Raw genomic sequence first — 12,366 nt, 5'->3', positions numbered from 1 at the left:
GTAAGGTGCGTCGCCACCAGTTAATCTGCAAGTTCTATTTAAAAGGTCGCAGATCCGCACCCTACATATTAAAATTACACAACATAAATATAGCGGCTACTGTACTTCATCAACCTGGAATATGCTGTATCATTCAACCAATAACTAATGACTAATAAGTAATGACTAATAGGCGAATTTATCAATTAATTTTAGGGATTGTAGGGCTGTGGCTGGTTCTTGAATTTGCCTCCCGCATGGCTGCAGAAATTCTCTGGTTTCAGGAAGTTGGATATCTTCAGGTTTTTCTGTTAAAGCTGAAAACTCAAGGGTTGCTGGGGACGATCGCAATTGCTGTTTCTTCTGTCTTTTTGCTGGGAAATTTGGCTTTAGCCCGCCGCCTGCAACATCCCGCAGAGGAAATGAAATCGCCGGTTGTGGGGGAGCTATTCGCTTCACTGAGGGCGAACAACGCGGGGAAGAATACCGAGAAGAATTACGAATTACCTGTTGCTAAATCCCAAATAACCTTTTCCTGGCTGCTGTTGGCGGTATTCGGATTGAGTTCGATCGCAACTTTTATAGTAATTCACTGCGGGCTGTTAGCTGCAAACAGCCTCACCTATTTGGGTATAGCTGGTAATTTACCTGCACCGCCGGTGCAGTTAGGAATTGAGTCCATCCAGCAAATAGCCGTGCAGTTATTTTCTCGCTGGTGGCAGTTGGGCTTGCTGCTGGGGACAATGTTAGCTGTGGTAATTAAGCCTGATTTTTGGCTGCGGGCGATCGCCCTTTTTCTCAGTTTGGCGATCGGGCTGATTGTCGCCAGTCGCTGGACAAATGTTTTGCAATATTTTCACCCTATTAATTTTAACACGACCGACCCTCTTTTTCATCAAAATATTAGCTTTTATGTATTTATTTTGCCAATCTTAGATTTGCTAGGATTCGGGCTGACAGTTGTATTTTTGTACAGTTTAGTATCTAGTGCTTTAACATATTTGCTGTCGGGAAATAGCCTGAGTCAAGGGATATTTTTGGGGTTTTCTCGATCCCAGCAGCGGCACTTGTACGGGTTGGGTGCAGCTTCCATGCTAGCCGTTGCATTCCGCTACTGGTTGGGGCGCTACTCATTGCTGTATTCGCGGGGAGACGTTACTTACGGCGCAAATTATGCTGACGTGACAGTGCGACTGCCCTTCTATGGATTTTTGAGTATTGTGGCCGCGACGATCGCACTTTTGATGCTGTGGCAGGTTTACCAATTCAAAATTAAAAATGAAGTCCTAAAAAAAATTATTTTAGCCTGGGTAACTTTAACTTTTGTGGGAGGTTGGCTGCTGCCACAAATTGTGCAGAAACTCATAGTTCAACCCAACGAACTAGCACGAGAACAGCCGTACATTGAGCGCAGTATTGCCTTTACTAAAGAAGCCTTTGATCTCAACAATATCGAAATAAAAACATTCGATCCCGCCGGAAAACTTACTTATGCCGACTTAGAAAAAAATCAACTTACTATTAGCAACATCCGCCTGTGGGACAAGCGACCGCTGCTGCAAACGACCCGACAGTTACAGCAAATTAGACCATATTATACATTTCCTGATGCGGATATCGATCGCTACACAATCAAAAAGGAAAAAGCACAAAAAGGAGATTCGGAAAGTCAACAAGTGTTTCTGGCAGCGCGGGAATTAGATTACACAGCAGTTGCCCCAGATGCTCAAACTTGGGTGAACGAACACCTAGTTTACACTCACGGTTACGGCTTTACTCTTTCTCCCGTAAACAGAGTCGGTGTCGGCGGTTTACCGGATTATTTTGTCAAAGATATTGGAGTGGCAGCCCAGAAAGGAGAGACTGCTTTGGAAGTCACTAGCGATCGAATTCGGGCCAGTATTCCGATCGGCTACCCGCGAATTTACTACGGCGAAATCACCGATACAGACGTGATGACGCCCACAAAAGTCAAAGAATTCGACTATCCCAGCGGCGAAGAAAATGTTTACAATACTTACAGCGGTAGGGGCGGAATTGCGATCGGTTCTATATGGAGGCGCTGGCTGTTTGCTAATTATCTCAAAAATTGGCAAATGGCGCTTACCCGCAATTTTACCCCAGAAACTAAATTGCTGTACCGCCGAAATATTAATAAAAGAGTCCGGGCGATCGCTCCTTTTTTGCGCTACGATTCTGACCCGTATTTAGTAGTAGCCAACGCCAATCTTAGCAATGATGATATAGAAAAAGCCAGGGAGGACAATGGCAACAAAATTAAACCTGCACCCGCCGCTAATGATAAATCTCCCAACTATCTTTACTGGATTATCGATGCCTATACAGCAAGTCCTCGCTATCCGTATTCCGATCCGGGAAATCATGAGTTTAACTACATACGTAACTCTGTAAAAGTAGTAATTGATGCCTACAACGGATCTGTTGACTTTTATGTTGCCTATCCCTCCGATCCGATTATTAACAGTTGGATGGCTATCTTTCCCGGACTCTTCAAACCCCTTGACAAAATGCCTCCGGCTCTCCGCAAACATATCAGATATCCAGTAGATTTGCTGAGCATTCAATCAGAACGCTTGCTAACTTATCATATGGAAGACCCGCAAGTATTTTACAATCGGGAGGATTTGTGGCGAGTTCCCAATGAAATTTATGGCAGCGAACAGCAGCCCGTAGCACCGTATTATTTGATTACGAAACTGCCAACGGAAACAACAGAAGAATTTATTTTGCTGCTGCCATTTACACCAGTAAGCCGCAACAATTTAATTGCTTGGATTGCAGGGCGATCGGATGGTGGCAATTACGGAAAATTGCTGTTGTATCTGTTTCCCAAACAGCGATTAGTTTATGGCCCGGAACAAATAGAAGCTTTAATTAACCAAGATCCTGTTATTTCCGAACAAATATCTCTCTGGAATCGCCAGGGTTCAAAAGCAATTCAAGGAAACTTATTAGTAATTCCTATTGAACAATCTTTACTGTATGTGGAACCTCTTTACTTAGAAGCAGAGCGTAATAGTTTGCCAACTTTAGTCAGAGTTATTGCTGTTTACGAAAACCGCATCGTCATGGCAGAAAATCTTGAATTGGCACTCAAGGCACTTTTTCAGCAACAATCTACCAATAAACCGGCCATTATTCGACCTTTAGAAGGAACAGCGCCAGCTTTAAACAATGAATGATATCAATTTCCGTTGAACTCGTCATGATTGTTGACTGTTGACTGTTGACTGTTGACTAGGGGTCTGAAAACTGAATGGTTGAGTGTTAAGTGTTGACTCTATTTTATTATTCCGAGGCCAGCGAAAACGATATAAATTAGTGCGACTTCTGTTCGCTAGGATCGCGAATTAAATAACTTACAATTTTAATTGTTATTGTGGAAGTTATTTAATTCTCATTCCCTAGCAGCCTTGATATCCTGCCACCAAACATTGACATAGGGCCACATCAATCTCTCGTCTCCTCCAGAATCTAGTTTCACTGTCACCTCATAACGGTCAATATGCGTGAGTTCGCCAGTTTTACCATTCAAATAAAATTGTTTGGGATTGTCGGTGATAATTTCTACCCTTTGATTCAACAGCGGCAGCATCTGGGTAGAAGAACCCTGAAACGGATTTTTGCCTTTGATCGCATAGCCACCAATCAAAGATAAGTACATTAAAGCTAGGAAAAATACCGTCAATAAGCCCACAATTACCAGTGTTTTTTGTTGTGAAAAACTGGTATAAACGCTCCCATATCCTACGATCATAGTTCCCAAAAACAACAAATTTGGCAGGTACAGCCCATCTTCCAAAAACACGCTACCAAAAAACATCAGGACTACCTGAAAACCAAATAATGCCGCCACCCAACTCCAGCCAGTTAGCAACGATGCAGATAGTAGCCAATTCATTGCTAGAGTAAGGGCGATCGCCATTGCTATTGCCCCAAGTGGTGCTGCATAATCGTATTGTCTGAAGGGAAGAAGAACAAAAAATACTAAAGCATACGCAAAACCCGCAAAAGCCAGTGCTAATCCACTAATTATTTGGTTCCCGTTCAGCATGGCGAGGAATTTTTAGAACACTAAAGTGGAGCGTTCATCTTGTGTTGTGATAGTAGCCGTTGAAAATTCCCAGCGGACTAAGGCCAGAAATTCTAACCGTAGGGTGCGCCACGAGCAGCTTACCGCTATATTTAGGGGAGAGAACCGATTTGTTAACCAAGCGTGCTATCCCAGTTTCCCAAGGTGCAAATCAGCCACATCAGAAGGTAGAATTTTCAGCAAACTAGATTATTTAGGGTCGATCGACTTAACAAATTGTTGCACAGGCTGCGGTAGAGCCGGCACAAAAGTCTTTCTAAAACCCCTAACATCGAACACTCGCCACAAAATACCCACCGCTACCGTCAAGAAAAATAAGGCTCCCAAAAAATTGAACACACTAGACAGAAAACCGCTGTCCCTTTTTTTCGGAGGTGTAATATGTTTCATGCGATATACAGCCGGCTCGTAATCTATCGACTCCTCGCGATTGCGCCGTGGCGTTTTGGGCCGGGAACTCGCACTGCGCTTCTCAGTCAAACCCGTTTTATTAGTTTTAGTAAAACTGGTAGACGACTTCAATTCAGAAGCGCCGCGCGTCCCCGTTAACTTGCTAGCAGAAGCCCCCGTTTGGCCCACAGCAGCATCCTGAATTCTGCTGTTAGGGCGCTGAGTCGATTTGCGTTCGGCGAGGGTACGCATCAAAGTTTGCAATTGCTGAGTCGCCGCCGGCGGGCGTTCCCCTTTCCTCGCCCAATTTAACAGCATCGCCCCGGTAATCCCGCAGAGATTCGTAGCGCCTACAGAAGCCAGCCGCTTCAGCAGAGGCTGGCTGTTGGACACAAAAATCACCAATGCGTCCGGGTGTTCTTGAGCCAAACCGTAAACGCACTGAGCCGTCGCCACCACCAGCATTGCTGGCTTGCTTTGATTTTTGATCGAAGGTTCGAGAGCGCGGTGTGTTTCCTGAGCGTCAGTTGCAATCCAACCGCTGTCGGCAAAAAAGCGCATAAACTCTCTAGCTACTTGCTCTTGAGCTTTTTCCACCGCTTGCCCTGTCAGACGATCTATTTCGTCGTACACTACTTCTGGGATATAGCAAGTTCCCACCTTCGTATATTCTTGCCAAACTTGGGTTCGGCCAGTCATTAAAACATCTGCATCAAAAGTTACCAATACAGGAGGAAGTTGATTAGCCATGACTTTATCCTATAGGCTCAGATAAGTTATTTAAACTTAATCGATCAAGTTTAAACAAATTTTGGGTTATAAAAAAATCAACTTTTGGTAGTAGATAAATTGCCCTGGGCGCGGGTATTAATGGGAAATTAGTAGTTAGGAACCCGATCGCCCTTCAGTTCCCAGTTCGATCGCTCAATTCCTATATTCCACTAATTTACCGCAACCCAAGAGCCTATTACCAAAGATGCCCGACTACTGCTAGTTGCCAATTCCCAGACGGCCAGCCAAAGCCGGAGTCAACGGCAACAGCGCAGCAATCATCAAGAACAAAGCTAGCAAACCCAAAGCCGCGCGAGCATCGTCAGGCTCAGTCAGCTCGTTGAGGCTCGGTCGCTCCAGATTCCGCTGTAAAATCAGAATCACGATCGCCCAATACAGAGCCAAAGGATTAACTAAAGAAACGATAGCCAGCACCACAAAAGTCGCCAAAGTAGTGCGACTGGCTATTTTCCGACCGTAGATGGCTTGCACGATTCTACCCCCGTCCAACTGTCCCGCCGGCATCAAATTAATCGCCGTTATTACCAAGCCCAACCAACCGATAACTACCAGCGGGTGAACGTCAACAATCTGCTGCTGCAACGCCGAACCCAAAACCACTTTTGCCAAAGTTCCCACCAAAACCGAGCCCTTGAAAAATTCTGCGGGAATTTGAAACAAACTGCCGGGGTGAGACAGCAGCAAACCCGTTACCAGCATTAGCACAGAAACTATTCCCCCAGCCGCTGACCCGGCAAAAGCGATGTCAAACAAAACTTTACGGTTGGGCAGCAGCGACTCAAAACGGTCGATCGCTCCAAAACAACCTATCTGCAAAGTTGGTATAAAAAACGGCCAACTCAAGCCAACCTTGTACCGATTTGCCAGCACTCTGCGAGCAATTTCCCCAGAGCCTAAAACCGCCCAAATTCCGGCTGCAATTGGCAAAACTTCTAGATATCTAGCCGGCGAGTTAAAGAAATCGAAACCTAGCAGCAAACCGCCTGTCTCTAAGCTAGTAGCAATTGTTGCCAGCAGCAGCACGACTGCTAGGATTTTTTGAGACACGGTTGTTGGCTGCGGGTCGTTGGTGCTGGGCAAGATAATAACTACGGGCTTGTCGTCCTGATTTTCTACTAAAAATAGGCGGTAGCGATCGTTTAATCTTTCTTCCAAACTTGCCGTCAAACGTGAGTGTACTTGTTCTGGGTCTCCTCGGAGATTGCCTTTGAGAATTACCCCATCTTGATAGGGAATCGTTTCTGTGGCAAAGAAAGTATCAATTCCAAAGATACCTTTAATTGCCTTGAGGTCTTCCACCGGAACGGGAATTATTTCTGATTCATTATTCGCAGGCGACGAGGTGACGATCTTAATCGTTTCTGGGCCTGGTGGTCGCTGCGACTCAGGGGCTGAGAAAGCATCGCTTTGGGACTTTACCTCAGCAGCATCCGGCCGCGGCAGCACTGTATCAGATGCAGCCTTACGCAATTGCCGGCCCAGATAAATGTACAATCCCGTGGATGCCACTAGCAGCAACAATACCGCAACTAGATTGAGGTAAATTCCGGCGGCGAACAAACCAAAGAACAGCAGCCAGGGACTCATCAGCGCAACAGACTGCAACCAAGCCAAAATTCCCAGTTTGCCAAAAGGTCTGGCGCGATAAAATCCCCAACCCAGAATTCCCATAGCAACCAATACGAGCGCAATTGTTGCCGTATTTTCCGATGCAACTATAGGCATTCCGGTTGCTTGCGCCAATAGGGGCTTTAATCGGTCGATCGCGCTGCGGTCGAGTAATAGCATTAAATTTTGGGGAACATGAAATAGAGTTGTTGGGAACATATCCAAACCTGTCGGAAACTAGCCTGATTACTAAGGATAACCTCTGAGGGCTACTCGGCCCACAACCTGCTGTTGCTGTTTGAACATCGCAGGAGCTAGGCTATTGACACAATAGACTTTTTATGATATCACATCGGCTATAGCAAACCTATACCCAGAAGGGTAGCAGTGTCGATCGGTCAGAAGCATGAAGATTCGCCCAGTGTGGCAGGTGGGGCTTTTTTAAGGATTTGTTTCGGATGCCAGACGCCGAAAATAAAAACTCAGCTCCGACCGTCGCAGAATTCCCAGAGCCGACTGACTTGCTCAACCAATTGAAAGCGCGGCGTAAAAAATCCAGAGCGGACTTGGCAGACGTGGAGACGTTCTTGGAAATATTGGGCCCGGAGAGTTGACCCGTGTCTGCTGAAAGGATGCCGGGATACCACCTGACCCAGATAGGCAGTGTTTCGCATTTGTTGTGCGAAACAAAATGCGAAAAAAATGCGAAACAAATAAGGTTTGAGCCGCTCTCTCCTTTTCGGGAAAGAACGGCTCAAAGCATTGATGCTATTAGGTTTTATGTAACGGGTACGGCAGGACTTGAATCAAAGCCTCGCTCTTGAATTACGAATTTCCGTCGTTCTAGCCATTTTTTGCACCCACTCTGAAAGTCCTGTTTTTGATTTGAGCGAACACTGAGCGACTTGCTGTAGGCTGAGTACATCAGTCGAACTCAGCACTATCAGAGTAGGGAGCGAGAGATGAGCGAAAAATCTAATCCTGTCACTGCAAGTACCACCGCAGACTACCTTATTGGCTACGAGCGGATTCTAGACTACTTCCAACAAGCACAGAAAGAATGCCCCAAGGGCGTAGGGCTAAAAAGAGACAGGAAAGCGAGTGGTGGTTACATAACGTTGCAATTCAAGTTAGGTGACAAGCGGGTCAACAAGACTTGTGGGTGCTACTTGACCATGCAAGGTATCACTGATGCTCTGAGGAAAGCTCATCTAGTTGCTAGCGGTTTACAGTCCTTCTCTAGCGAGAGTCGCTTTTTAGCCTGGTATGATGATGTTATTTTGGATAAAAACGTCATCAAAAATGATTTGATAACGTTTGGTCAGGCGATAACAAAAGTAGAGAAAGAATACTGGGATGGACGCACTAAACGCCGTCAACAACGTGACAGGAGTAGTATTAGTCAGCAACGTACTTGGAGTGCCGTTTACGGTGACTACTATAAGCTGTTGCCACAAGATAGGGTCGTAAACCTAACAGATATTCTGTCCGCAGTTAACGGTAAAAAACAAGGAACCAAGTGCTTTAAAAATTGCTTGTGCGCCATGAAAAAGCTTGCTGAGACTATTGACAGTGCCGACTTATTGGGCAGGCTCAAAGAGATTGACGGTAGACAAACAGAATTTCGTGAAGACCTTCAAACTTTATCGGTTGATGAGTTTTTAAAACTTCGCGAAGTGGTTTTAGATGTTCCCAACAACAAACGATACCATTTGGAATCACGTAGGCGGTGGATGTGGGTATTCTCAATGCAGTTGGTGTATGGCTTTCGAGTTCATGAAGTTTTTGCGATTCAGAATATTGACAAGCCATTTAAGACGAAAGATGGTGTTATTATTCCTGCCTTGAATGAACCGATAAACAAACAAATGATTGCCGTAGTAGGCGAGAAGACGTTACTAGATACTACGACTAAGACGGGCTACAGGTTGTGTATACCCATGCTCCCTCCTACTCATCCTGACTTGATGGAATGTTTAGAAATCAAGTCAGGCAACTTGCCTGATGTTAGAACATCGTCAAACAATCCAAAGACGATTAGTGGGCTATACAGTGACCGCGCACAAACTATCTTAAGAAGATGGGATAAAGGCTTTACCCAAACCCACGCTTTACGTCACTTAGCAAATCTCAACGGTCAAATGGCGGGAATGTCTCAGGAGACAAGAGCTAAGAGTTTGGGGCATTCAACACAGATGAATGAAGGTACTTATAAAAAACGAGCCAATACTCAGACAACGATTGATTTACTAACTCAGTCCACAACAGAAGCTATTCCATTGGGTAGTGCAATTGGAGTGCTTAAACAGTTAGGAAGTGATGTGAAAAATGTCAAACTGCTAGCCGCTATTTACGGCATTACGCCCCACGAAGTGATGGAGTTGCTTGCCGAATAACTTGAAACAAAACTTTACAGTCCCTGTGTTGACAAGGAAGTGGAAGTCTGCAATCGTGAGTAACTAAGGAAGATTGATGCGCGGTTGACGAGCACTTGCAATGCTAGCCAAACCACGACTTCCCCAAACGTTCAGGTACAACGGTTGGAGCCGATAAATTATGACATTTTTAGACGGTTGTCTTTGCGGACGATCGCAACTCTTAATGATTGAGTTGACGGGGTTTTGCCATGACTAAACCTACCGTCAGCTACCGTCGCATTGACCAATTAAGGGCGATCGCCTATGACCGTGGCTTCTCCAATGAAGACGCCAGACAGTTCGGGAAGCTTAGCAAAACTGCTACATGGGAAGCGCTGCTAGAACTGTACCTCGTTGACGGTGAATCACTTGACACAGTGAATGTAGACAGTGTAGACGCAGTGCTAGACATACCACTAGACACAGTTCTAGAAAGTGTAGACACAGTACCTGAACTGCTTGACACAGCGACTGTAGACAGTGTAGACACAGTGTCTGAACTGCTTGACACAGTACCCGAAGCTATACAAACAGTCGCAAGTAGTCGCAAGCAGTTCGACTGTTTGTATACCTTAGCTAGATCACTTGACACAGGTGAAACTGTCGCAAGCAGTCGCAAGCAGTCCGACTGTTTGTATACCTCGGCTAAACCACTAGACACAGTGCTAGACACTGTAGACACCCTAGATTGGACTAACGACGGTTCGTTCCCCGTGTGCGGTTTCACTCGCCAGACTTCCACCAGCTTTTTAGACTGGGTTGACCTTGGGCAACTCATCGCACTCATACTCGCATCGACGGGAGTGTTTGTGCTGGCAATGTCTATGTGGCGTCAAATCAATCCCCTGAATTTATTTCCCTCTCCTGTTCGCATCAACATTCAAATTGGGACAAAACTATGAGCTTACAACTACGCCTTTTTGGCGGCAATTCTGATGCTGGAAAACTCACTGCCAGCAACGACGGCGGACACGCAATCGACAAATCAAAAGTTCTAGCAAGCACCGACGCAAGTGTCATCACACCGCTAAATCCTGGTAACTTTTCCAGCATCCGTAGTGTTCCAGTTGTGCCAGCACCGCGCTACTTCACCAAAGAAGAAGCGGACGCAATGAAGGATTTAGCTAAGGAGAAAACAGACGGCGCAAAACAGTCTAAACGTGCCTATGAAGCGCTGGCAAAAGTTGAAGAAGCCGATGCCAAAGTTCACCGCCATCACCGCAAATATGAAGGTGTTGTGGCTGATAATGAACTGGGTAAAAAACGCTCAGACACTCGACTGGCTAAGCACTTGCACAGCTTGCGCCCTGGTTATGCCCGACTGGGTTTAGGGATTGATAAAGCTGACAGCGATGCCCGCACTCGGATTGATGCAATCAAAGCCAAGCTCACCGGAGGTGCAAGCTAATGGAATATATGTGGATTGCTGGCAACAAAAAAGAAGTGAAAAAATTAGTAGAAGCTTTACGAGCTAACGGATTCACGTTCGAGCTTTCCCACTATGCGGAAATCTCAAATTCCCCTTTTGGTGTTGACCGATATTCCTACACCCTGAAAGATTTCCGTCCCCCCGCCGTAGCGACTCCCCAGCCTCGCCCGTGGGATGCAGTGCTAGGAGGTAAGAAATAATGAAAGCGATGTATCTGGCAAATTACTTCGTTGCCGGATGCGTCGCTTTCTCCCTTCTGGGATGGATAGCGAGTCTGCATCCAATGGCAATGAAAGCGGTTTTATTCTTGTTAACAGCAATAGCGATTGCTTGGGGGCTAAGTTGGTTGCTTGACTACTCCCTGAGTAAATTGCTCAAGGTTTCAGTGGCTGACTTACAGGCTGTTTTAATCGGCGGTTTAGCGATGCTGCTGATTGGTTTGGGGGTATTTCTATGCAGCTAAAACTGTTCGTTTTAAGCGCGTCCTCTGTAGTTCTTTGGCTGACTCCACTAGCAGCACTAGACAAAAAGCTAGACACTCACAAAGCGCTGCAAGGTGTTAGTTTGTGTGCTGCGATTGCTTGTGCAGTATCGGCGGGTAATATCGCCCGCAAACTGTCCGAACAAGGGGAGATTGAGGCAATTAAAGAGCGGGCAATCACTGCCGATGTGGTGGATGAAATCAGCACCAGCGTATACATTTCTCAGAAACAAAGACAACAGGAAGCAGAACAAATTCTGGCAACAAACGAACGAACCGACGAACAAGAGGCAGAACTCGATTCGATAAGAGAATCACTAGAACTGTTACTGAATAAGACTTCTGGCGATTCGGGCGAACTCGCAGTAGTGAATTTATCCACTAGACAGCGCGAACAAATCGAACTGATTCTGCAATGTCACGCGAAGGGCATCACCGGCAAGAATAAAATCCTTAAAGAAGTTTGGGGAGTGTCAGCCGGCAGTAGTCAATCCTACCGGGACGCGAAGGCTGAGTATGAATTCTTGCTCCCATTCGTCAAGGGTGACGAGTAACGTGAGCCGGGAGGGGGCTGGCTTATGGCCTGCCTCTCGACCGCAGAATCTCACCGAAATGCTCCGTAATGTTTCCCAAACCTATTAGGTGTATTTTGCCACTGCGAAACCTATCAGGTTTCGTGACATTTTGCCAAGTTTCTCCGTCAGCCAGTGAACCTCAAGCCGACTACATCTATAATGGGTTCCAATGAATATCCGACAGCTTCTCAAATTCAAGGAAAACAGGCTCGAATGGCGTCGCCATTGGAAAGCTTTTTTTTGCTGGGTTGCTAAGCACTGGGGGTATCGGGTGAGCGCGGTTTACAAAGGGCGGACGAACAAGTGGGTCAGCTTTAATGTTTGCAGGGATTTAAGAAAGCAATTAACGCTCTTGGCTCAACTGTTGAAAGCTTTGACACCCATCTCTAGATTTTGCAATGGCTTAATATCTGTGTCGCGCACTGACAACTTAATCGCACCCCTAGTCAACTAGCGGGGCGGTACCACCTGTTTTAAATTTTCAACAAATTCTAGACACCAAAAAACCGCTGCTATCAATTGGTACCTGACTCGCAACGGTTTTGAGGATTCATCCACATTCAACTCGCCGTAGGGGCGAG

11 protein-coding genes are annotated in these 12,366 nt (G+C 45.9%); 8 read left to right on the top strand and 3 right to left on the bottom strand.

Features of this window, described 5'->3' with window-relative positions; all coding sequences use genetic code 11:
• Positions 1 to 161 precede the first annotated feature (161 nt).
• Positions 162 to 3,182 carry a UPF0182 family protein gene (locus tag QUA88_RS13045; protein WP_333210802.1) on the top strand — a complete coding sequence of 1,007 codons (3,021 nt, stop codon included), beginning with the start codon at positions 162 to 164 and terminating at the stop codon, positions 3,180 to 3,182.
• A 215-nt stretch (positions 3,183 to 3,397) separates the two neighbouring features.
• On the opposite strand, the gene QUA88_RS13040 is transcribed toward QUA88_RS13045, so the two are convergent.
• The 3 genes from QUA88_RS13040 to QUA88_RS13030 all read right to left on the bottom strand — a co-directional run bounded on the left by QUA88_RS13040 (position 3,398) and on the right by QUA88_RS13030 (position 7,102).
• Positions 3,398 to 4,054 (bottom strand): hypothetical protein, encoded by a 657-nt coding sequence (locus QUA88_RS13040; RefSeq protein ID WP_333055835.1) that lies wholly within the window; start codon positions 4,052 to 4,054, stop codon positions 3,398 to 3,400.
• Positions 4,055 to 4,282: 228 nt separating this feature from the next.
• Positions 4,283 to 5,233: a PIN domain-containing protein gene (locus QUA88_RS13035; protein WP_333055836.1), complete on the bottom strand. Its 951-nt coding sequence runs from the start codon at positions 5,231 to 5,233 to the stop codon at positions 4,283 to 4,285.
• A gap of 240 nt (positions 5,234 to 5,473) precedes the next feature.
• Entirely contained in the window at positions 5,474 to 7,102 is a 1,629-nt protein-coding gene (locus QUA88_RS13030; protein ID WP_333055838.1) for a site-2 protease family protein, read from the bottom strand.
• A gap of 239 nt (positions 7,103 to 7,341) precedes the next feature.
• On the opposite strand from QUA88_RS13030, the gene QUA88_RS13025 reads away from it, so the two are divergent.
• The 7 genes from QUA88_RS13025 to QUA88_RS12995 all read left to right on the top strand — a co-directional run bounded on the left by QUA88_RS13025 (position 7,342) and on the right by QUA88_RS12995 (position 11,764).
• A complete protein-coding gene (locus QUA88_RS13025) occupies positions 7,342 to 7,497 on the top strand; it encodes a hypothetical protein (RefSeq protein WP_333263071.1) in 156 nt (51 codons plus the stop codon).
• Positions 7,498 to 7,845: 348 nt separating this feature from the next.
• Positions 7,846 to 9,279 carry a hypothetical protein gene (locus tag QUA88_RS13020; RefSeq protein WP_333272043.1) on the top strand — a complete coding sequence of 478 codons (1,434 nt, stop codon included), beginning with the start codon at positions 7,846 to 7,848 and terminating at the stop codon, positions 9,277 to 9,279.
• A 230-nt stretch (positions 9,280 to 9,509) separates the two neighbouring features.
• Entirely contained in the window at positions 9,510 to 10,202 is a 693-nt protein-coding gene (locus QUA88_RS13015; protein ID WP_333272040.1) for a hypothetical protein, read from the top strand.
• On the top strand, positions 10,199 to 10,708 hold the full coding sequence (locus QUA88_RS13010; RefSeq protein WP_333055847.1) for a hypothetical protein: 510 nt from the start codon (positions 10,199 to 10,201) through the stop codon (positions 10,706 to 10,708). The genes QUA88_RS13015 and QUA88_RS13010 overlap by 4 nt, the downstream gene beginning before the upstream one ends.
• Entirely contained in the window at positions 10,708 to 10,929 is a 222-nt protein-coding gene (locus QUA88_RS13005; protein ID WP_333055848.1) for a hypothetical protein, read from the top strand. The genes QUA88_RS13010 and QUA88_RS13005 overlap by 1 nt, the downstream gene beginning before the upstream one ends.
• The gene (locus tag QUA88_RS13000) at positions 10,929 to 11,192 is read left to right on the top strand and encodes a hypothetical protein (protein WP_333055849.1); all 264 of its coding nucleotides are present in this window, start codon (positions 10,929 to 10,931) and stop codon (positions 11,190 to 11,192) included. Before QUA88_RS13005 ends, QUA88_RS13000 begins: the two co-directional genes overlap by 1 nt.
• Entirely contained in the window at positions 11,183 to 11,764 is a 582-nt protein-coding gene (locus tag QUA88_RS12995) for a hypothetical protein (protein ID WP_333055851.1), read from the top strand. Before QUA88_RS13000 ends, QUA88_RS12995 begins: the two co-directional genes overlap by 10 nt.
• The last annotated feature ends 602 nt before the right edge of the window (positions 11,765 to 12,366 follow it).

The sequence above is a fragment of the Microcoleus sp. D3_18_C2 genome (assembly GCF_036702395.1).
In the GTDB taxonomy this organism is placed as follows: Bacteria; Cyanobacteriota; Cyanobacteriia; order Cyanobacteriales; family Microcoleaceae; genus Microcoleus.
This window is presented reverse-complemented; position numbering and strand designations above follow the sequence as displayed.

Coding starts and splice junctions, on each gene's coding strand:
- QUA88_RS13045 (WP_333210802.1), top strand. CDS start 162: ATGACTAATAGGCGAATTTATCAATTAATTTTAGGGATTGTAGGGCTG.
- QUA88_RS13040 (WP_333055835.1), bottom strand. CDS start 4,054: ATGCTGAACGGGAACCAAATAATTAGTGGATTAGCACTGGCTTTTGCG.
- QUA88_RS13035 (WP_333055836.1), bottom strand. CDS start 5,233: ATGGCTAATCAACTTCCTCCTGTATTGGTAACTTTTGATGCAGATGTT.
- QUA88_RS13030 (WP_333055838.1), bottom strand. CDS start 7,102: ATGTTCCCAACAACTCTATTTCATGTTCCCCAAAATTTAATGCTATTA.
- QUA88_RS13025 (WP_333263071.1), top strand. CDS start 7,342: ATGCCAGACGCCGAAAATAAAAACTCAGCTCCGACCGTCGCAGAATTC.
- QUA88_RS13020 (WP_333272043.1), top strand. CDS start 7,846: ATGAGCGAAAAATCTAATCCTGTCACTGCAAGTACCACCGCAGACTAC.
- QUA88_RS13015 (WP_333272040.1), top strand. CDS start 9,510: ATGACTAAACCTACCGTCAGCTACCGTCGCATTGACCAATTAAGGGCG.
- QUA88_RS13010 (WP_333055847.1), top strand. CDS start 10,199: ATGAGCTTACAACTACGCCTTTTTGGCGGCAATTCTGATGCTGGAAAA.
- QUA88_RS13005 (WP_333055848.1), top strand. CDS start 10,708: ATGGAATATATGTGGATTGCTGGCAACAAAAAAGAAGTGAAAAAATTA.
- QUA88_RS13000 (WP_333055849.1), top strand. CDS start 10,929: ATGAAAGCGATGTATCTGGCAAATTACTTCGTTGCCGGATGCGTCGCT.
- QUA88_RS12995 (WP_333055851.1), top strand. CDS start 11,183: ATGCAGCTAAAACTGTTCGTTTTAAGCGCGTCCTCTGTAGTTCTTTGG.